16 protein-coding genes are annotated in these 18,612 nt (G+C 44.7%); 11 read left to right on the top strand and 5 right to left on the bottom strand.

All coding sequences use genetic code 11. From position 1 onward, the window contains the following. The first annotated feature begins 343 nt into the window (after nt 1-343). The 4 genes from guaB (at nt 344) to recJ (ending at nt 5,654) form a co-directional block, all read left to right on the top strand. The gene (guaB, locus tag B3D47_RS12825) at nt 344-1,810 is read left to right on the top strand and encodes an IMP dehydrogenase (RefSeq protein ID WP_004813737.1); all 1,467 of its coding nucleotides are present in this window, start codon (nt 344-346) and stop codon (nt 1,808-1,810) included. A gap of 123 nt (nt 1,811-1,933) precedes the next feature. Next, the gene (gene glmM / locus B3D47_RS12820) at nt 1,934-3,265 is read left to right on the top strand and encodes a phosphoglucosamine mutase (protein ID WP_004813735.1); all 1,332 of its coding nucleotides are present in this window, start codon (nt 1,934-1,936) and stop codon (nt 3,263-3,265) included. Between the two features lie 28 nt (nt 3,266-3,293). After that, complete coding sequence (pdxH, locus tag B3D47_RS12815) at nt 3,294-3,950, top strand: pyridoxamine 5'-phosphate oxidase (RefSeq protein ID WP_278364019.1); 657 nt, start codon at nt 3,294-3,296, stop codon at nt 3,948-3,950. Continuing rightward, a complete protein-coding gene (gene recJ, locus B3D47_RS12810) occupies nt 3,951-5,654 on the top strand; it encodes a single-stranded-DNA-specific exonuclease RecJ (protein WP_286862343.1) in 1,704 nt (567 codons plus the stop codon). A gap of 51 nt (nt 5,655-5,705) precedes the next feature. On the opposite strand, the gene B3D47_RS12805 is transcribed toward recJ, so the two are convergent. Both B3D47_RS12805 and B3D47_RS12800 read right to left on the bottom strand, forming a co-directional pair. Beyond that, the gene (locus B3D47_RS12805; RefSeq protein WP_286862455.1) at nt 5,706-6,443 is read right to left on the bottom strand and encodes a putative porin; all 738 of its coding nucleotides are present in this window, start codon (nt 6,441-6,443) and stop codon (nt 5,706-5,708) included. Between the two features lie 158 nt (nt 6,444-6,601). Continuing rightward, nucleotides 6,602-7,381: a putative porin gene (locus B3D47_RS12800; RefSeq protein ID WP_286862342.1), complete on the bottom strand. Its 780-nt coding sequence runs from the start codon at nt 7,379-7,381 to the stop codon at nt 6,602-6,604. Nucleotides 7,382-7,869: 488 nt separating this feature from the next. On the opposite strand from B3D47_RS12800, the gene prfB reads away from it, so the two are divergent. The 5 genes from prfB (at nt 7,870) to B3D47_RS12775 (ending at nt 12,877) form a co-directional block, all read left to right on the top strand. Then, a protein-coding gene (gene prfB, locus B3D47_RS12795) for a peptide chain release factor 2 (RefSeq protein WP_099046667.1) occupies nt 7,870-8,965 on the top strand; the annotation gives its coding sequence in 2 pieces (ribosomal slippage) (nt 7,870-7,941 and nt 7,943-8,965; 1,095 coding nt in all). 146 nt (nt 8,966-9,111) lie between these two features. After that, entirely contained in the window at nt 9,112-9,411 is a 300-nt protein-coding gene (locus B3D47_RS12790) for an ArsR/SmtB family transcription factor (RefSeq protein ID WP_286862453.1), read from the top strand. Between the two features lie 25 nt (nt 9,412-9,436). After that, nucleotides 9,437-10,522: an alkene reductase gene (locus tag B3D47_RS12785; RefSeq protein WP_286862340.1), complete on the top strand. Its 1,086-nt coding sequence runs from the start codon at nt 9,437-9,439 to the stop codon at nt 10,520-10,522. 80 nt (nt 10,523-10,602) lie between these two features. Further along, nucleotides 10,603-11,883: a 3-deoxy-D-manno-octulosonic acid transferase gene (locus B3D47_RS12780; RefSeq protein ID WP_286862339.1), complete on the top strand. Its 1,281-nt coding sequence runs from the start codon at nt 10,603-10,605 to the stop codon at nt 11,881-11,883. A 280-nt stretch (nt 11,884-12,163) separates the two neighbouring features. Further along, entirely contained in the window at nt 12,164-12,877 is a 714-nt protein-coding gene (locus B3D47_RS12775; protein WP_286862337.1) for a 16S rRNA (uracil(1498)-N(3))-methyltransferase, read from the top strand. Here the strand turns inward: B3D47_RS12775 and B3D47_RS12770 are convergent. Both B3D47_RS12770 and B3D47_RS12765 read right to left on the bottom strand, forming a co-directional pair. After that, nucleotides 12,851-13,831, bottom strand: coding sequence for a mechanosensitive ion channel family protein (locus B3D47_RS12770; protein WP_163172463.1), 981 nt, complete (start codon nt 13,829-13,831; stop codon nt 12,851-12,853). The two genes, B3D47_RS12775 and B3D47_RS12770, sit on opposite strands and share 27 nt — an antisense overlap. Before the next feature lie 106 nt (nt 13,832-13,937). Then, nucleotides 13,938-14,561, bottom strand: a complete 624-nt coding sequence (locus B3D47_RS12765; RefSeq protein WP_005220597.1) for a DUF805 domain-containing protein — start codon at nt 14,559-14,561, stop codon at nt 13,938-13,940. Between the two features lie 252 nt (nt 14,562-14,813). On the opposite strand from B3D47_RS12765, the gene acs reads away from it, so the two are divergent. Both acs and B3D47_RS12755 read left to right on the top strand, forming a co-directional pair. Next, nucleotides 14,814-16,757 carry an acetate--CoA ligase gene (acs, locus tag B3D47_RS12760; RefSeq protein ID WP_286862334.1) on the top strand — a complete coding sequence of 648 codons (1,944 nt, stop codon included), beginning with the start codon at nt 14,814-14,816 and terminating at the stop codon, nt 16,755-16,757. Between the two features lie 146 nt (nt 16,758-16,903). Next, nucleotides 16,904-18,085: an acyl-CoA dehydrogenase family protein gene (locus B3D47_RS12755; protein WP_286862332.1), complete on the top strand. Its 1,182-nt coding sequence runs from the start codon at nt 16,904-16,906 to the stop codon at nt 18,083-18,085. Between the two features lie 212 nt (nt 18,086-18,297). Here the strand turns inward: B3D47_RS12755 and B3D47_RS12750 are convergent. Then, on the bottom strand, nt 18,298-18,612 hold a 315-nt coding region (locus tag B3D47_RS12750; RefSeq protein ID WP_286862330.1), incomplete at its 5' end, for an FAD-binding domain-containing protein.

Raw genomic sequence — 18,612 nt, 5'->3', positions numbered from 1 at the left:
TACAAAAGCAGGGCTTAGGCTCTGCTTTTTTATTGGGTATAAGTGTTGGTATGATTGAGCCTCGAATCTGCCATGTTGCAGGCAAATGATTATCTTTCCATGATCTGTTTTTTTATTTCACTATCTGTGGAAAAGAAGAAGTGTATAAATGATTTTGTAAGCTCAATTGATCATCCTGCTATACTGGAATATTTAAACTGTTGATTGAATAGTCGAATTTATAAATTTAGGCAGTTAAATTAAATCTAAGTCCAGATTTCGACAAAATAAATTTTGCAATTGCAATGAAATTTAGAGCTAAATTTGTTTATAATGGCGCACGGAAATTACCAGTGAGACTGTTATGTTGACCATCGTTCAAGACGCGTTAACCTTCGATGATGTCCTATTACTCCCTGCCTACTCTACTGTTCTCCCAAAAGATGTCTCTCTAAAGACACGCCTGACTCGCGGCATTAACCTGAATATTCCTCTTGTGTCTGCAGCTATGGATACGGTGACTGAATCCCGTATGGCGATTGCAATGGCGCAAAATGGTGGTATCGGTATTCTGCACAAGAACATGGATATTGCTGCACAGGCTGCTGAAGTACGTCGTGTGAAGAAATTCGAAGCGGGTATGGTGAAAGATCCAATCATTGTTACCCCAGAAACTACCGTTCGTGAGTTGATTGCCTTAACTCAGGCAAACAATATTAGCGGTGTACCTGTTGTTAAAGATGGCAAAGTGGTTGGTATCGTGACAGGTCGTGATACACGCTTTGAAACCAATCTTGAACAGCCAGTCAGTAACATCATGACAGGTCAGGATCGTCTGGTCACAGTTCGTGAAGGTGAGTCGAAAGAAAACATCCAGGCCTTACTGCAAAAACACCGTATCGAAAAAGTTCTGGTGGTAAATGAACAGCAAGAACTGAAAGGTTTGATCACGGTTACAGATTTCCGCAAAGCTGAAAGCTATCCAAACAGCTGTAAAGATGACTTAGGTCGCCTACGCGTGGGTGCTGCAGTTGGTACGGGTGCAGAAACACCAAGCCGTGTTGAAGCATTGGTTGAAGCTGGTGTAGACGTGATTGTCGTCGATACTGCACATGGTCACTCTGCTGGTGTGATTGAACGTGTACGTTGGGTAAAACAGAACTTCCCACAAGTTCAGGTGATTGGCGGTAACATTGCAACGGGTGATGCTGCACTTGCACTTCTGGATGCTGGTGCAGATGCTGTTAAAGTGGGTATCGGTCCTGGTTCAATCTGTACGACGCGTATTGTTGCCGGTATTGGTATGCCGCAAATCTCTGCAATCGATTCAGTTGCGAATGCATTGAAAGAACAGATTCCATTGATTGCTGATGGTGGTATCCGTTTCTCTGGCGATATGGCAAAAGCGATTGGCGCTGGTGCAAGCACCATCATGGTGGGTTCACTGTTGGCTGGTACCGAAGAAGCACCAGGTGAAGTTGAGTTCTTCCAGGGCCGCTACTATAAAGCTTACCGTGGTATGGGCTCATTAGGTGCGATGGCTGGAGCAACAGGTTCTGCAGATCGTTATTTCCAGGATTCTAAAGCGGGTGCCGAGAAACTGGTTCCAGAAGGCATTGAAGGGCGTGTACCTTATAAAGGCCCAATGGGTAACATCGTGCATCAGATGATGGGTGGTCTGCGTTCATCTATGGGTTATACCGGTTCTGCAGTGATTGAAGATCTTCGCCAAAATGCGAAGTTTGTGAAAATCACTTCTGCAGGTATGTCTGAATCTCACGTACATGACGTGACGATTACCAAGGAAGCGCCGAATTATCGCGTTGGCTAATTTCCTTTCTGCACTCGTTCGAAAAAAGCCGTCATAGCAATGACGGCTTTTTTGTTTTGGTGTAAAGTGTCACACATTGTAAAAATGGATGATGGAAATCACCCAATAAGAAGTGAGACAACGATGAGTTATTTTGGCACCGATGGTATCCGTGGCAAGTTTGGCGAATTGCCAATTACGCCTGAGTTTGCGCTTAAATTAGGCTTTGCTGCAGGAAAGGTACTCAAGCGATATAGCAAGAAAAATAAACCGCTGGTGGTGATGGGGAAAGATACGCGTTTATCAGGCTATATTTTGGAATCTGCCTTGCAGGCGGGCCTGAACGCAGCAGGTGTTTATGTACATTTACTGGGTCCATTACCGACTCCTGCAATTGCCCATTTGACCCGTGCACTGCATGCCAGTCTGGGTATTGTTATTTCAGCTTCTCATAATCCGTATTTTGATAACGGGATTAAATTCTTCTCGGGTGAGGGCAAAAAACTGCCAGATACTTTGCAGGATGAAATTAATCAGGAACTCGAAAAAGAACTGGTGATTGAAGATACGGCGAATCTGGGTAAAAGTTTCCGTGTCAAAGATGCCAATGGCCGTTATATCGAATTCTGTAAATCGACATTCCCTTATCATTTAGATCTGAATGATTTAACGATTGTAGTGGATTGTGCCAATGGGGCAGCCTATAACGTGGGTCCTGCAGTGTTCCGTGAATTGGGCGCAAAAGTTATTGCAATGTTTGATGATCCTGATGGCCTTAATATCAATAAAGACTGTGGCTCAACTCATCCTGAGAATCTGCAAAAAGCAGTCATTGAATATCAGGCTGATCTTGGGATTGCCTTTGATGGAGATGCTGACCGTGTCATTATGGTCGACAAAAACGGTGAGCAGATTACTGGTGACCATATTCTGTATATCCTTGCGACTCAGGCCAAAAATAAGCCAGCAGGAATTGTGGGCACACTCATGAGTAATATGGCGCTGGAATTGGCTCTAGAAAAAGCCCAAGTCCCATTCTTGCGTGCCAAGGTGGGTGACCGTTATGTATTACAAGGTCTGGAGCAAAAGGGCTGGGTCACTGGCGGTGAGCCATCCGGTCATATCCTGACACTAGACAAGAGCACCACGGGTGATGCCATTATTGCTGCGCTACAAGTATTGACGGTGATGGTTGAGCAGAAGAAAGCCCTGCATGAACTGGTAGCTGATTTCCGCTTGTTACCGAACGTATTGGTCAATGTGCGTCTGGACGCCATGTTTGATCCGTACGCCGTCCCTGCGCTTGCTGCTGAATTTGAAAAAGCAGAACAACAGCTGAAAGGCCGTGGCCGCTTGCTGATTCGTAAGTCAGGTACTGAGCCGGTTATTCGTGTTATGGTGGAAGGCGAAGACCTGGATGAAGTCACTACACTGGCCCATTCATTGGCAGATGCTATACGTGCCAATGCTGCCTAAACTTGCTGACTGATTATAGAGAGATGGAATGACTGATTTAATTAAAGATCTGAGTGAACTACGCCTGAATTATCAGAAAGGCGAGCTGCTTGAGGATCAGGTTAAACTGGATCCACATGAACAGTTTTTGCTCTGGTTTAACCATGCCCTGGCAGCGCAATTGCATGAGCCTTATGCCATGTCACTGGCTACGGCAAATGCGCAAGGTCGTCCGCATGTACGCACAGTCTTGCTGCGTGGGGCGACTCCAGATGGTTATGCTTTCTATACCAATTATGATAGCCAGAAAGGGATGGACCTTGAGGTAAATCCTTATGCTGAGCTGCTATTTTACTGGCAGGAGCAGGAACGACAAATCCGTGTTTCTGGGCGTGTAGTTAAAATCTCCAAAGAAGAATCCACAGATTATTATCATAAGCGTCCACGTGACAGTCAGATTGCTGCGCATGTCAGTACGCCCCAGAGTGGTGTGATTGCCAGTCGCGATGAACTGCAGCAGCGTTTCTGGGACTACCATGATACGATGGCAAACCAGGAACAGCTTGATAAGCCAGAATTCTGGGGTGGTTACCGTTTAGTACCTGATTATTATGAATTCTGGCAAGGACGTCCAAATCGTTTGCATGATCGTCTGAGTTATACCAGGACTGACGATGCCTGGACATTGCAGCGACTGATGCCATAAATGCCAAAACTTGAAATCAAGCAGCGCCCTTTACTGACCCGTCCTGAATCTTTTCAGGACGTACCGTCTTTTATTGCAGAGATTCTGGCACGCCGTGGAGTGGAATCGCAGCAGGAGCTGGAGCTGAAACTCAAGCATTTGTTGGCACCGAGCATGAAAGGCTTGCCGGAAGCCATTCAGCTGATCGATGCAGCGATTGATGCAGGTCAGAAAATCGTGATTGTCGGTGATTATGATGCCGATGGTGCCACCAGTACGGCATTAATGCTGCTGGCACTGCGTGATATGGGAGCGGATGTTGATTATCTGGTCCCAGACCGTTTTAAATATGGCTATGGCTTAACGCCGGCAATTGCTGATCTGGCATTTGCCAGTTTTACCCCTGATCTGCTCATTACTGTGGATAATGGGATTTCCAGTCATGACGGGGTGAAACAGGCACAAGATCATTGTATGCAAGTGATTATCACTGATCACCATCTTACCACCAAACCGACACCTGCTGCTGAAGCAGTGGTCAATCCAAATCAGCTTGGTTGTGAATTCCCAAGCAAGGCACTGGCTGGGGTAGGCGTGGCTTTCTATGTATTAGCCAATCTATCTACCCATCGTAAGAAGCTTGGTAAGTCTTCTACAGTAATCACCAACTATCTGGATCTGGTGGCACTGGGAACCTATGCAGATGTAGCTAGCCTGGACTATAACAACCGTATTTTGGTTGACGCTGGGCTGAAGCGGATTCAGCAGCACTTATGCCGTCCAGGGATTAGTGCACTGCTGGAAATCGCAGGGCGGGATGCAGCAACTTTAAAAGCCCAAGATCTCGGTTTTGTACTCGGTCCGCGCATTAATGCGGCTGGACGTATGGAAACCATGGATATCGGGATTGAATGTCTACTCGCTAAAGATCTGGCAACTGCTTATCCACTCGCAGAACAGCTGAATCAGCTCAATGTCGAGCGCCGTCAGGTCGAAGGCAAGATCAAGCAGGAGGCGCTGGCTGAACTGGAAAAAATCCAGCTGGATGAAATGGAGCTGCCAGCTGCCCTGATCATGTTTGAACAGCATTGGCATCAAGGCGTGATTGGAATTGTCGCTGGGCGTTTAAAAGAACAGTTTCATCGTCCAAGTATTGTTTTTGCTGCAGATGAAGATGGCATTCATATCAAGGGTTCTGCCCGTTCAATTGAGGGGATTCATATCCGTGATGCGATTGAGCGGGTCGCTGAACAAAATCCACATATTGTCAGTCACTTTGGTGGGCATGCAGCTGCGGCAGGCCTGACCATTAAAAAAGCACATTTTGCTGAATTTAAGCAGACCTTTGAACAGTTAATAGGCTGTATGGATGAAAGTCTGTTTACTGCAACGTTATGGACTGATGGTGAGCTGCCAGCCTCTGCATTTCAGATTGATACAGTAGATCTTCTGCATAATCTGAGCCCATGGGGACAAAAGTTTCCACAACCTATATTTGAAGGCATATTTAAAGTATTGGATTATCGCTGGCTTAAAGAGGTACATCTGAAGCTGCGAGTGGCGTTGGAAAATGGACAGGTGGTGGATGCGATTGCTTTTAATGCAGCCAATAAATATCAGTTCGATCCAATGCAGGACAGTGTACGTCTGGTCTATGAACTGGACAAAAATATCTTTAATGGCAATGTCAGTTTGCAGATGCGGATTGCACATCTGGAACAGTAAATAAAAAAAACCGCTCTTTTGAGCGGTTTTTTTATACTCTGTAATATTTAATTAGAAGCGATAGGCACCACGTACACCGAAGATGTCAGCATTGTCACCAAAAGTAATACCACCTTCTAAACTAAATTGCTGAGAAAAGAATTTTTTAGCACGTATACTAAATACGTCAGTACCTTCTAAGTCAGAATCAGTATATCCAATACCTACACTAAAGGTTTTATCTAGATATAAATCAGCTCCCAGATTATACGCATCGATGTCACCGAAACTCGCACCAGCTTCAAAATTCATATCATAAGTTCCAACTTGAGTTACATATTTCGCACGTAACGTTGGATCAATTTCATCATCTGCATCATCTTCAGAAATGCCGATAAGTCCTAAAGCAACTAATAAACCAGGAACTGGTAAGTAGCCTGCTTCAGCGCTATAACTGGTTAAATCCCCAAAATCATTATCAAAATGAGAAAGACTACCACTCAAGTAAAAATCTGAATTTGGAACAAAGTATTCAATACCTGCTTGAATCCCAAAAATCTCTGAGTCATCTACATAACTTAAAGCACCATTTATATTGCTCGCGCGATTTAAGAATGCAGCTTCGTTTAAAGGGTAATTTTTGATTTGAACTGGGCTGAAGTAATGAGTGCCATCAATCGAAAAACCTACATCTGAACCACCTTGGTCGCGGTCTAGGATCTCAATAGTGCCACCTACTTCAGCCTGATAAGCATGGCTCAAACCAAATGTGCCCAGCAGGGCAGTTACAAGTACAATTTTTTTTAACATGTAAAAGTCTCGGTTGTTATTGATAAAACTTAAAATTTTATACTTGTAACAAATTGTATGTTTTTTATTCTTATGGTCAAGACCATTGGTCTTATTTTGGTGCATTAAAAAGCCCCTCCGAAGAAGGGCTTTTTTATTAAAGCTATGTCTAACTTAGATTAGAAGCGGTATTTTGCAGCTACACCAAATTTGTTGTAGTCATTATTACCTGCTTCACCAAAGCCTACACGGCCTTCAAGGCTAACTTGCTGGTTGATGAATTTACGTGCACTCACACCAAATTCACTACGGTCGATAAGGTCATTGTTCTGATAGTCAGCACCAACGCTTAGAGTTTTATCGATAAAGTAGTCAGCTTTCAGGTTGTACTCATCAAGATCACCAAAAGCGGCACCAGCTTCAAGGTTAATGTCTTTACCGTTGCTTAAGGTAGTCACATATTTTGCACGAAGTGTTGGATCTACACCGTCATCACGGTCGTTATCCCATCCTTTCACACCAGCAGCAATCAATAAGCCTGGTGCTGGAAGGTAACCCACTTCTGCAGCATAAGTCGTTAGGTCATTATCGAAGTCATCATTGTCTTGCAAGTCATGACCACTCACCTTACCACCTAGATAGAAGTCTGAATTCGGTACAAAGTATTCTGCACCGACACCGTAACGATGTGCTTCAGCATCACCAATTTCATCATAATGGTATTCAGCTTTCACATTACTTGCACGATCAAGGAAAGCAGCTTCGGCTAATGGTGAATTACGCGTTTGTACAGGATTAAAGTAGTAAGTGCCATCTACACCGAAAGAGCCGCTTGAACTACCGTTGTCCGGATCTGTTAAGCCTGCTGATGCACCAATTTCTGCTTGATAAGCATGTGCTGCGGTACCCGTAAAAGCTACGGCTGAAATTAGTGCTGAAGCGATTGCTAATTTTTTCATGCGGATACTCCCCTCTGAAATTTTGGCTGGGATTTAATACATTTTTTGTTACAGTTTCAGTCTAGCCCAAATCGACAGATCGTCAATCAAGGGAAAGTTACATTAATGTCAATTCAGTAATTTTGTGTAATTTTATGATTTTAATTCATTGAAATATAAATAAAAAAAACAATGTTTTGTTTTATTAAAACTATGTAAAGATTGTGAATTTTAGAGATTTTGATTAATAAATAATCAGAAAATTTATGATTAAAAAGACTGGTTGAGTTTTAAAAAATTAGAAGTTTTTCGTTAATAAAATTCATTTTGAATGCATTTTCTCTCTATATGAAGATGAATCAACACTGCTAAATTGATTGAGTTGAATTATTGAAATAAATATTTATGGCAGGCAGAAATCATACAGATGTCCTGTTCAAACTGCGGGAAAGGACTGTGATATAATTGCCTGCTAAAAATTTATGCCTTATTGATTGAGAGAAATTCACGTGGAAATTAATCCTTATCTACTCCAGCTAAAAGACTTGAACGAACGTGGTCAAACACTACGGGGGTATCTTTGACTACGATCTGAAAAAAGAGCGTTTGGAAGAGGTTCTCCGTGAATTAGAAGATCCAGCCATCTGGAATGATCAGAACCGTGCGCAGGCTATGGCCAAAGAAAAAGGCGAGCTTGAGAATGTACTGAATGTACTGGATGGTCTGGCGAATCAGCTTGAAGATGCACAAGCCATGCTTGATCTGGCTGTAGAAGCCGATGAAGAAGCCATGCTTGAAGATGTACAGGCAGAATTGACAACAGCAGAGGAAGAGCTGGCAAAGCTTGAATTCCGTCGTATGTTCAGTAATCCGATGGATCCGAATCCATGCTATGTGGAAATTCAGGCAGGTTCAGGTGGTACAGAAGCACAAGACTGGGCATCGATGCTGCTGCGTATGTACATGCGCTGGATTGAACGTCATGGTTTTAAAGCAGAAGTGATGGAAGAGTCTGACGGTGATGTAGCCGGGATTAAGTCTGCTACGATCCGTGTAGAAGGTGAGTATGCCTATGGCTGGTTACGTACCGAATCAGGTGTACACCGTCTAGTACGTAAATCACCATTTGACTCGGGTAACCGCCGTCATACCTCATTCTCTGCAGTATTTGTATCGCCTGAAGTAGATGACAATATTGAGATTGAAATCAATCCTTCAGATGTCCGTACCGATACTTACCGTGCCTCGGGTGCCGGTGGTCAGCACATTAACAAAACTGACTCTGCGGTACGTCTGACCCATATTCCAACCGGTATTGTGGTGGCCTGTCAAAACCAGCGTTCACAACATGCCAACCGTGACCATGCCTGGAAACAGTTACGTGCAAAACTCTATGAACTGGAAATGAGCAAACGTAATGAAGCCGCTCAGGCATTAGAAGACTCGAAGTCTGACATTGGTTGGGGTAGCCAGATCCGTTCTTATGTACTGGATGACTCACGTATCAAAGACTTACGTACTGGTGTTGAAAATTCAAATACAGGTGCAGTTCTGGATGGTGATCTGGATAAATTTATTGAAGCAAGCTTGAAACAAGGCCTGTAAGCAGACCTTTTAACTCTCTGCGTAGCAAAGCAGATACAGTTTGTGACTCTTATATCTAAAATATTCGATATATAAATCGAAAAAATACGATATAATGGGATAAATGCTGCAATCAGCTTTGTTGCGCACGACTATGTGATGTGACTATGGACTTTGATCTGATCTTTAAAGCACTGGCAAATCCCACACGCCGGCAAATTCTGGAATGGTTAAAAACACCAGAGCAGTTTCTGTCTGCCGAAGAATGTGGCGGCTTTCAGCGTGGTGTTTGTGCGGGCCAGATTGAAAAATTAGGGCAAGTTTCGCAGTCCACCATGTCCAATCATTTGTCCGTGTTACAGCAGGCGGGATTAATTACTGCCACTAGACATGGGCAATGGTCATATTTCTCCCGCAACGAAGCTTTGATTCAGCAGTACATCGAACATCTACAACAACACCTCTAAAACAGATCTGGAGGTCGGAGTCAGTATGGCTGAATTAAATACCCCCCTGAAACTGGGTGCGCTTGAATTAAAAAACCGTGTCATCATGGCACCTTTAACCCGTAGTCGTGCAACTGATGAGCGTGTCCCAACCGCGATGATAGCTGAGTACTATGCCCAACGTGCAAGTGCAGGCCTGATCATTTCTGAAGCGACTGTCATTTCTGAAGAAGCCAATGGTTACCGCAATACACCTGGTCTATTTACAGATGCACAGGTTGAAGGCTGGAAACTGGTAACCAATGCTGTACATGAGAAGGGTGGTTTAATCGTTGCCCAACTATGGCATGTGGGGCGTGTTTCTGATCCAGAGCTGTTAAATGGTGAAACACCGGTATCTGCAAGTTCAGTACAACAAGCCGGTCATGTCAGCCTGTTACGTCCTAAGCGCCCTTATGTTCTTCCACGTCCGCTGGAAATCTCAGAAATTCATGCCATTACCGAGCAATATAAGCAAGCTGCTATTCGTGCCAAAGACGCCGGTTTCGATGGGGTAGAGTTGCATGGCGCCAATGGTTATCTGATTGACCAGTTCCTGCAAACCAAGACCAACAAGCGTGAAGATGAATACGGTGGTTCTGTTGAAAACCGGGCTCGTTTCCTGCTGGAAGTGGTAGATGCCTTGATCGAAGTCTGGGGCGCAGATCGTATTGGTGTGCATCTGGCACCACGTGGTGATGAGCATGACATGGGTGATGATGATCCACGTGAAACATTTGGTTATGCAATGGAGCAGCTGGGCAAACGTCAGATCGCATTTTTCTTTACCCGTGAATATCTAGCTGAAGACAGCATTTCTGAATATATGAAACAGCGTTCAGGTGGCGTGCCGTATATTGCTAATATGCGCTTGAGCCGTGAGGATGCTATTGAACTTTTAGCCTCAGGTAAAGCGGATGCGGTCTCTTTTGGTAAGGCCTATATTGCCAATCCGGACCTATACGAGCGTCTGTTGCAAGATGCACCGCTGAACGAGCTAAAACTGGAAAATATGATCGGCAGTCAGGCGGCTGAGGGTTATATTGATTACCCGACTTTGGCCGAAGTAAAAGTTTTAAGCACAATAGAATAATCTGAAAATGAGCCACATCGGTTAACATGTCGATGTGGCTCTGTTATATTTTGCCGATTCACTCAATTTCGGGGCAACATTTGGCTACTCCTTTTTGGTACAACGCGGCACTGACACTGATCAAGCCTTTATATCAGTCACGTATTCGCAAGCGTGCGGAAAGTCCTGAACAACTACAACAGGAATTGCTTGAGCGTTTTGGTCCGTTTCAGACCCCAAAAAACAAACATGCCATCTGGTTTCATGTGGTTTCGGTTGGAGAGACCAATGCAGCACAGCCACTGATTGAATATTATTTAAAATCAGGCCATCCGGTGCTGGTGACCAATACCACTAAAACAGGTCAGGCACGCGCCAAATCTCTTTTTCTTAAAGAACCCTATTTAAATTTATTTCAGGCCGTTTATTTGCCTGCCGATCAAAAACATCTGATTCGGGATTTTTATCAGAAATATCAGCCGAAATTATTGCTATTAATGGAAACTGAGCTCTGGCCAAATCTCATTGATCAGGCAAAGAATTATAAGGTGCCTTGTCTGTTGCTGAATGCCCGTCTTTCAGAAAAATCAGCTCAAGGTTATGCCAAGGTTAAAGGGCTAACCCATGGCATGCTGAACGCAATGCAGCAGCTATTGGCTCAGGATCTTGCAACGCAACAACGTTATATTGATTTAGGCATCGAAACTAAAAAAACCCAGATTTTAGGTAATATCAAGTTTGATATCACGGCACCACAGCAGTTTATTGAGCGTGCGAGTGAGTTAAAACGGGAATGGACTTTACAAGGCCGTAAGATCATTACCTTGGCCAGTACCCATGCACCGGAAGAACAGCAGCTGATGGCCGAATTAAAAGCAGCTCTAGATACTGATCCAAACTTACTGTGTATTGTGGTGCCACGCCATCCGGAACGTTTTGATGAAGTGTTTCAGGCCGCGCAGGCTCTTAACTTAACCACCCAACGCCGTAGTTTGGAACAGAAAATTGAAGCGGATACCCAGATTTATCTGGCAGATTCAATGGGTGAGATGTGGCTGTGGTATGCACTTAGCCAAGTCTGCTATGTCGGTGGTTCTTTAAATGAGCCTGGTGGTGGACATAATATTCTGGAGCCGATCGCACTAAATGTGCCTACGATTCTGGGTAAGAATTATTTTAACTTCCAGACTATTGTCGATGAGTTTGTTGAAGCTCAAGCTGTAGAAGTGGTAGAGAATGTTCAGCAGGCAGCTACAACTTTGCTGAAGATTCTCAATGATTCATTCAAGGCAGAAAGTTTAAATACCGCAGCACAAAAGATTATGCAGCAGAATCAGGGTTCGCTTGCCAAGCATATTGCAGTAATAGATCAGTATTTGTAAAACTCCACCACACTCGCATATATCGGTTTACTACTAAAAGTTTAATTGTAGAGATGACCTACTTTTCAGAGATGAAAAGTAGCAAAAATCTTTTGTTTGATTGAGGATACATCCATGTACCCCAATCAAACGGGTGATATCCATGTCACCTGTCACGAATGCCAATGGCGAGTTGTTATTCCTATATTGAGTTGTGATTCCTATATGACTCATTGTTGTGCTGATGATTGTCGTGCAGACAATGCGTTACTGAATTAAATCTTTTGATTGGTTTTTAGTTATGAACATCGTCCTGCTTGATCCTCGCCAAACTGAATCTGAACTGTGGTCGATTAGTTCCAAGCGGCAGCTGGAGCATTTACAGCAGTATCTGGATATTCAGGTCGGTGATACGCTTAAAGTGGGTATCCGTGAAGGCAAACGGTATCTTACGGAAATTATCGAAATTACAGAAAAAACAGTTCGTCTGAAACCCTTAAAAGAAGAAACCGTACCAGCGAAATTGCCAGTGACGCTGATTGTGGCTTTACCACGTCCGAAAGTATTGCGTCGTTTAATTATGGATGCAGCGACACTTGGGGTAGAGAAAATCATTTTGCTGCATAGCTATCGGGTTGATAAAAGCTATTGGCAAACCCCATTTTTACAACAGTTAGATCATTATATAGAGCTGGGACTGGAACAGGCCGGGGATACGATTGCGCCGAAAATCGAATTATATAAACGTTTTAAACCCTTCGTAGAAGATGTACTACCGACCTTGATTCGTACAGATTGTCCGGCTTATGTGGCGCATCCTTATACTGAAAACAAAATGCCTTTTGCAATTGAGCATCCGTGTACGGTGGTAATTGGACCAGAAGGCGGTTTTATTCCTTATGAAATAGATCTGCTTATAAAAAACGGCTGCCAGGCTGTGAGCCTTGGCAACCGTATTATCCGTACTGAAACAGTAATCCCTTATGTCTTAGGTCGACTGTTTAGCACGGCCTGAAGCATCTTCAATATTTTCACCACGGTACACTTTTACTTCCTGTACAGGGTAAGGAATTGAAATGCCATGTTCTGCAAAGGCTTCAATCACATGTTCCTGAACGGTACTGATTGAATTACCTGTCGAATTTTCCTGGGTATCGACCCACCAGGTTACCGTCAGATTAATCGAGAAGTCAGCCAGTTGAGTCACATTAACATTAAAAGCAGGCTGGCTGAGGATCAACTGATCCTTGTCCAGAATTGCCATAATGATACTCTTGGCTTTCTGCACATCATCTTCATAGCCAATACCAACCACAAACTGACAGCGGCGGCGCGGATAAGCCGTATTTACTGTCACGGCACTGGTATAAACCGTTGCATTTGGAATCACAATACGGCGGCCATCGGGTGAGCGCAGGAAAGTTGCACGGATCTGGATATCTTCTACCGTGCCTTCCATACCTGAGACAATAATGTCATCGCCAATTTTAAACGGTTCACCGAGCAGAATCAGCACGCCGGACAACAGGTTCTGGAAAATATCCTTGAAAGCGAAACCGATCGCCACCGAACCAATCCCCAAGGCACTCATCAGCTGCCCGGGTGTAAAGCCTGGAATGGCAATGACCATGGCAATCAGGAAGCCAATAAAAATAATTGCAGATGTACCGACACGGTTAAGTACCAATACCAGGTTCTGTTTACTGTAACTCCGTTCACCAATCGCTTTACGCACAAAAAACTTGAACAGTTTCGAAAGCAGGTAAAAGATACTGAAAACTACCAGTGCGATACAGATATAAGGCAGGCGCTCCCAAAACGCCTCAATAAATTTATCGACGGTTGAATACGCATCATTATATTTAGCCGTGTGCTCAATGACGGTCTGAGCAGTTTTTTCAGTTGCTTGATGCAACAGCTCAGTGGTCCCTTCAGTCACTTGGCTTAGAGCATTGTCTTTTTCAGCCACGAGTATCCCGATTATAAAAAAATCGCATTATTTTGCCTGATTTTTACATTGAACTTAATAGAAAGTTGCATAGCCCTTGCGGGTGGTAGCAAAATTTAACATAAGCTTAAAAATATTCTGTTCCTTGCTGGATCACTTCCTGTGGACTTTCCAGCTCACCACTTCCCATCATAAAGGATACCATGCTGCTAGCAGCAAATAGACTTAACACGGTCAATAGAATCATCAGCCAGGCCAGAATTTTTTCCCAGACTGCAGTTGGTCGCGGTGCACCAAAGCGGTTATGTCCTGCTGTGCCTCTTGCCAGCAGCAGATAGAAAATAAATAAAATATTAACCACCGGCACTAGCATCAGCAGCATCAGCCAGCCAGATTTATTCAGGTCATGCAGGCGGCGTGCCACTACCACAATATAGAAATACAGATAGAACACAACCAACAGCAGATAGCCCAAGCCAGCCAAACCAGTCAGTGCATCAACAAACTGCCGATTATCCAGAGACAAGGTGGTCAGGCTGAAAATACCGCTGACCAGACTGAGGGCAATCGAAGCAAAGAAAAAAATGATATGCAGGAAAGCGTACCAGCCAATAAAGCTGAGCCGGCCAAAGCGCCCTTCAAGAGATAGCGGATTATCATTGGAAGGTGCCGGAGAGCGGGAGAAGAATGGCGAAGTATCTTTAGAGTTCATGGGCTGAGCCAGTTCAAGTAATTGAAAACAGGCAAACATGTTTGCCTGTAAGAAAGTATAAAAATTCAACACCATTATAAGATTAAACGGAATGGTGAGATACGAAAACTAGACAGGAATGTATTGGATTCACCTGTAAACCTATGTTTTAAATGAATTGATCAGAATACTACCAAAGCATGATTGTCCAATTTGAGATAAGCCGTTCATACTGAGCTATGCATAAAAAACAATCAATAACGTGGCATGAACCTCTCGTGATGAGAGGGAATAAGATCAAGGAAGTAAATAATGAAAGAGATCTATCCTGTACCAGCAGAATTTAAAAAAACCGCACGGACCACCGAGGCTGAATATTTCGAACGCTATCAGCGCTCTATTGAAGAACCGGATGAGTTTTGGGCCGAGCAAGCCCAGCGCCTTGACTGGATCAAGCCATTTACCAAAGTTAAAGATACCAGCTTCGACAAAGATAATTTCAAGATCGAATGGTTTGCTGATGGCCAGCTGAATGTCAGTGCCAACTGTCTGGACCGCCATCTAAAAGAACATCCTTATAAGCCGGCAATTATCTGGGAAGGGGATCATCCATCCCGTCACAAGATTATCTCTTTTCATGAGCTGTATGATGAAACCTGCCGCTTTGCCAATGTTCTGAAAAAGAACGGCATCAAGAAAGGTGACCGTGTGGTGCTGTACATGCCAATGGTCTCTGAAGCTGCGATTGCCATGCTGGCCTGTGCCCGTATCGGCGCAGTACATTGCGTGGTGTTTGGCGGTTTCTCGCCAGACTCGCTGGCTAGCCGTATTGAGGACAGTCAGGCGAAAATGGTCATCACGGCTGACTCTGGTATGCGTGGCGGCAAGCCCATTCCACTGAAAGCCAATGTGGATGAAGCCCTGAAAATTGCTGGTACTGAATCAGTAGAGCATGTCATGGTGGTGCATCGCACGGGTAATCCGATCGAAATGAAAGAAGGTCGGGATCTGTGGTATCACATGGAAATCATGACGGTCAATGAGATCTGCCCACCGGAACCCATGAATGCAGAAGATCCTCTGTTTATTCTGTATACATCAGGCTCAACAGGCAAGCCAAAAGGGGTACTGCATACCACCGGTGGTTATCTGACGTATGTGAACTCCAGCTTTCGTGAAGTTTTCGACATCAAGCAGGATGACGTGTTCTGGTGTACCGCTGATGTGGGCTGGATTACGGGTCATTCCTATGTACTGTATGGTCCATTGTCGAACGGTACCACCACAGTCATGTTTGAAGGGGTTCCGCAATATCCAAGCTGGGCACGCACCGGGCATATCGTGGACAAACACAATGTCACTATTCTCTACACCGCACCCACTGCGATTCGCGCCATGATGCGTGAAGGGGATGCCTTTGTGCGTGAAAGTGACCGCAGCAGCCTGCGCCTGCTCGGTTCAGTGGGTGAACCGATTAATCCGGAAGCTTGGAACTGGTACTACAGTGTAGTCGGTGAAAGTCGCTGTCCGATCGTGGATACCTGGTGGCAAACCGAAACCGGTGGTTTCATGATTACCCCATTACCGGGTGCGACCGATCTGAAACCGGGCTCTGCAACCCGGCCATTCTTTGGTGTGAAGCCAGCGATTGTTGATGCTGAAGGCAAAGAGATGGAAGGTGCAGTGGAAGGTAATCTGGTGATCAAGGATTCCTGGCCAGGTCAGATGCGCACCATCTGGGGTGATCCGGAACGCTTTATCGAGGCGTATTTCTCGACTTATCCGGGGACCTATTTCACGGGTGATGGTGCGCGTCGGGATGAAGATGGCTATTACTGGATTACTGGTCGTGTCGATGACGTGCTGAATGTATCCGGTCATCGTCTGGGAACAGCTGAAATTGAAAGTGCGCTGGTGGCACATGAGTCTGTAGCTGAAGCTGCAGTCGTGGGTATGCCGCATGATATTAAAGGTCAAGGCATCTGTGCTTTCGTGACTTTACAGGCAGGAACCGAGAGTACGGAAGAACTGCGTGCTGAACTGGTGGCCTGGGTGCGCAAGATTCTTGGACCAGTCGCGACGCCAGATGCACTGCACTGGGCGCCAGCATTACCGAAAACTCGCTCTGGTAAAATCATGCGCCGGATCTTGAGAAAAATTGCAGCGAATGAACTGGATAGCTTAGGTGATACTTCAACTTTAGCTGAACCACAGGTGGTGGATAACCTGATTGCTGAAGTGCAAAGAACAGCTTAAATTTTTGTAAAATCAAGAGAATACCGGCTTTCTTTAGCCGGTATTTTTATATCATTGATAAGCTCTGCATGCTTTCGGATATGGGCTCCGAGTTTGATCTGTTAAGCTTCTGGCATGCTGTAGATAGCTGAAATGAGTACAAAAGAATGAATGTGCGACAACAATACCTGAATCAATCTCCGCTTGATATTGCTCAGTCTCTGGCAGATCAGTTTGCCCTGAGCGCAGCTGAACGTGATAAACAGGGGGGCAATCCCAAGCAGCAACGCGACCTGATTCGTGACAGTGGCTTGCTCGGGTTGTCTATTCCAAAGCAATATGGCGGGCTGGGTGCAGACTGGCAGACAATTTTCCAGACCATTCAGGCAATTGCACGCGTAGACAGTTCACTGGCACATGTTTATGGCTTTCATCATTTATTGATTGCGACGGTACAGCTGTTCTCACAGCCGGAACAATATGGCTTGTGGTTTGAACAGACTGCACGTAAAAACCTATTCTGGGGCAATACCTTAAACCCGCTGGATCGACGTACGACAGCCATTAAAGTTTCTGACCAAGAATATATTTTCCATGGAGACAAGAGCTTCTGTTCCGGTTCAATCGACTCAGACATCCTGCTCTGTTCAGGTTATAACGAAGAGGACCAACTACTGATTGGCGTAATTCCAACCCAGCGTGAAGGCGTCAGCTTCCTGGGTGACTGGAACAATATGGGCCAGCGTCAAACCGACAGCGGGACCAGTCATTTTGAACAGGTGAAAATTCATAAAGATGAGCTGTTATTGAATCCAGGGCCATTGAGTACACCATATTCCAGCCTGCGTCCATTGATTGCCCAGCTGATTTTTGTGCATATGTTCCTCGGTGTAGCGGAAGGGGCCTTCGAAGTAGCCAAGCAGACGGTACAAAACCAGAAAGCCTGGTCGAAATCACTGGTTGAAAATGCAGTCAATGATCCCTTTACCCAGAAGCATTTTGCCGATTTTTATGTACAGCTAGAAGGTGTACGTCTATTGGCAAATAAAGCCATTCAGACTTTGCAAAAGGCTTGGGATGTTGGGCCTGATCTAACAGCTGAAGAGCGTGGTGAAGTATCTATTGCCATTGCCATCGCAAAAATCGCTGCAACTAATACTTCACTGTATATCACTCAGAATATTTTTCAGGTCATGGGCGCACGGGCAACGACAGCCAAGCTAAATCTGGACCGTTTCTGGCGCAATGTACGCACCCAGACCCTGCATGATCCGGTGGATTATAAATATCAGGAAATAGGTGAATGGGTACTGACGGGTAAAGTGCCTGATCCAAGTTTTTATTCTTAAAGATCAGTTTGGCAGTACCCTGTTTTTGATGGGCCATGAGGACTTTCAAAATATGTTGAGATTCCGCAAGGCTAAAGCTCTTTGTTTCCCATACATGACGTCCTGAGCCAGTTTAAATACTGTTTTAACCTACAGTGCAAAGAGGGGAAAGAGTGGCATTCATGCCACCTCTTTCATGCAAGTATTCTTTTATGATTTAACTCAAAATTTGATTACAGATTCTTAAAGGCCTCAATTGCCCGGATGCGGGACTGTTTTAAATCGACAATCGGTTTTGGATAATCCAGCCCTAAATCTGGATTTTTGGCATAAGGTTCATGAATGGTTTTAGCATCCAGATGTGCCAGTTCTGGAACCCATTCACGGATATAGTCGCCGTTGGGATCGAAACGCTGTGACTGATTCACCGGATTAAAAATCCGGAAATAAGGTGCTGCATCCATGCCGGTCGAGGCACACCATTGCCAGCCGCCATTGTTAGCAGCCAGGTCACCATCAATCAGATGTTGCATAAACCAGGCTTCGCC

Origin of the sequence: Acinetobacter sp. UBA3461, from assembly GCF_002381195.1 — a bacterium.
Classification (GTDB): domain Bacteria; phylum Pseudomonadota; class Gammaproteobacteria; order Pseudomonadales; family Moraxellaceae; genus Acinetobacter; species Acinetobacter schindleri.
This window is presented reverse-complemented; position numbering and strand designations above follow the sequence as displayed.

Coding starts and splice junctions, on each gene's coding strand:
- guaB (WP_004813737.1), top strand. CDS start 344: ATGTTGACCATCGTTCAAGACGCGTTAACCTTCGATGATGTCCTATTA.
- glmM (WP_004813735.1), top strand. CDS start 1,934: ATGAGTTATTTTGGCACCGATGGTATCCGTGGCAAGTTTGGCGAATTG.
- pdxH (WP_278364019.1), top strand. CDS start 3,294: ATGACTGATTTAATTAAAGATCTGAGTGAACTACGCCTGAATTATCAG.
- recJ (WP_286862343.1), top strand. CDS start 3,951: ATGCCAAAACTTGAAATCAAGCAGCGCCCTTTACTGACCCGTCCTGAA.
- B3D47_RS12805 (WP_286862455.1), bottom strand. CDS start 6,443: ATGTTAAAAAAAATTGTACTTGTAACTGCCCTGCTGGGCACATTTGGT.
- B3D47_RS12800 (WP_286862342.1), bottom strand. CDS start 7,381: ATGAAAAAATTAGCAATCGCTTCAGCACTAATTTCAGCCGTAGCTTTT.
- B3D47_RS12790 (WP_286862453.1), top strand. CDS start 9,112: ATGGACTTTGATCTGATCTTTAAAGCACTGGCAAATCCCACACGCCGG.
- B3D47_RS12785 (WP_286862340.1), top strand. CDS start 9,437: ATGGCTGAATTAAATACCCCCCTGAAACTGGGTGCGCTTGAATTAAAA.
- B3D47_RS12775 (WP_286862337.1), top strand. CDS start 12,164: ATGAACATCGTCCTGCTTGATCCTCGCCAAACTGAATCTGAACTGTGG.
- B3D47_RS12765 (WP_005220597.1), bottom strand. CDS start 14,561: ATGTTTGCCTGTTTTCAATTACTTGAACTGGCTCAGCCCATGAACTCT.
- acs (WP_286862334.1), top strand. CDS start 14,814: ATGAAAGAGATCTATCCTGTACCAGCAGAATTTAAAAAAACCGCACGG.
- B3D47_RS12755 (WP_286862332.1), top strand. CDS start 16,904: ATGAATGTGCGACAACAATACCTGAATCAATCTCCGCTTGATATTGCT.